A 2,131-nucleotide genomic window follows, 5' to 3' on the forward strand; every position below is an offset into this window, starting at 1 on the left:
CAGCAGCGCATCCTGACCGCGGTGCCGCAGGCCTTGCTGCGCTGGGATGGCCGCTCGTGGCAGCGTTTCGGCAACGACGCCGGGCTGCCGCTGGGTGGCAAGCTGCGCGCGATGCTGGCCGACCGCGAAGGCGGGGTCTGGCTGGGGCAGCTCGGCGCCGGCGTGCTGCAGTGGCGCGGTTACGGCCTGTGGGAGAACTGGTCGGTCGCAGACGGGCTGCCGCGCTCCACCGTATGGAGCATCCGGCGCAGCGCGGCACCGGGGGGGCAGCGCCTGCACGTCGCCACCGGCGGCGGGCTGGCTGTCTTCGACGCTGCGGCGCGCCGTTTCGTCGCGGCTGCGCCCGATACGCCGGCCACGCGCGAGGTGTCGAGTCTCGAACAGGACGGTGCCGGCGGGCTGTGGGCCGGCACCCGGGGCGGGAAACTGCTGCGCTTCAGCAACGCCGCGGGCCCCCAGCCGGCGTCGGTCGAAAGCCTCGATCAGGCGCCATCGATCTACCGCGTGCAGCGCGATCGCGACGCCGAGCTGTGGATCGCGTCCGACGAGGGCGTGTACCGCTGGCGCACGGAGGTGGCGGGCTCGAGGCCGCAGCTCGCCGACCCGATGGCCAAGGGGATGTTCGTCGACATGTGCCGGGCGCCGGACGGCACGCTGTGGTTCGCCGGCGAGCCGGGCATCGCACGCCTGGCGGGCGGACGCTGGCAGCCCGCACGCCTGCTCGAACCCGGCCGCGCCGGCAGGGAGTCGGCCATCGGCTGCCTGCGCGACGGCAGTGTCGTCGCGGCGAGCGCCGACCAGCGCCTGCGCCGCCTGGTGTCGCAGGGCGACGCGATCGTCGCCACCGACATCACGCCGCCGCTGTTGCGCGGGCGCAGCGTGCTTGAGCTGCTGGAGGACCGCCGGGGCTGGCTGTGGGCGAACACCGACGCCGGCGTGGGGGTGTGGAACGGCAGGGTGTGGCGCCTGCTCGATCAGCGCAACGGGCTGGTCTGGAACGACACCTCGAGCGGCGCCTTGTACGAGGACACCGACGGCACGATCTGGATCGGCACCAGCCGCGGCGCATCCCACCTGGTTGCGCCCGATGCACTGTTCGCGGACGGGACGCGGGACGCGACCATCCTGTCCGTGCGCAGCAATGGCGTGTCCCTGCCGACGGATCGAAGGCTGCGGCTGCCGTGGTCGCGCGGCGCGCTGGAGATCGGGCTGGCCGTGCCGGCCTACCGCGACCGCAACGGCCTGGCGCTGGAATACCGCCTCGCCGGCTTCGACGACCGATGGACCKTGGCGCCGCACACCGATGTGCGCCTGACCGGCCTGCCGGCTGGCAGCTACCGCTTCGAGGCCCGGGCCGCCGACCTGGAGCGCGGCTCGCGATCGGCCAGCGTGGCGCTGGACTTCGAGATCGAGCCGGCCTGGTGGGCCACACGCACGTTCTACGCCGCCTGCGCCGCGCTGGCGCTCGGGCTGGCCTGGGCCTGGTCATGGTGGCGCACGCGCGCGCTGGTGCGCGCCGAGCAGCGGCTGCAGGCCCTGGTGCGCGAACGCACGCGCGAGCTCGAGGCCTCGCAGGAGCAGCTGCGCGAGCAGGCCACGAAGGACGCGCTGACCGGCGCCTGGAACCGGCGCGCGATCCTGGAGATCCTCGAGCGCGAGGTCGGGCGCACGCGGCGCGAGCGCAGGTCCCTGACCCTGGTGCTGGCCGACATCGATCACTTCAAGCGCATCAACGACAGCCACGGCCACCCGGCAGGCGATGCCGTGCTGCGCGAGTTCGTCGCCCGCCTGGCGGGCGAGGTCCGCCCCTATGACGCCATCGGCCGCTACGGCGGCGAGGAGTTTCTGCTGATCCTGCCCGGGCTGGGCTCCGGGCCGACCGAGGACCGCGAACGCCTGGCGCGTATCCACGCTGCGGTCGCGGCGATGCCGATGCAGGCCGGCGAGACCGCCGTGGCGGTCACGTGCTCCTTCGGCGCGATCGGCCTGGAGCCTTCGTCGCGCCTCAGCATCGACGACATGATCGCGGCGGCCGATGCGGCGTTGTACCGTGCCAAGCACGGCGGACGCGATCGCATCGAGTACGCGCCGCCGGTGGCCGCCGCTACATGACGCGCCCGAACCACCACAC

1 protein-coding gene is annotated in these 2,131 nt (G+C 73.8%); it reads left to right on the forward strand.

Going from position 1 to position 2,131, the window contains the following annotated elements; translation table 11 throughout:
- A partial coding sequence (locus AC1D15_RS28525) for a ligand-binding sensor domain-containing diguanylate cyclase (protein ID WP_477828668.1) occupies positions 1-2,112 on the forward strand: 2,112 nt, incomplete at its 5' end.
- Positions 2,113-2,131 lie beyond the last annotated feature (19 nt).

The organism is Rhizobacter sp. P2_H2 (genome assembly GCF_056403375.1).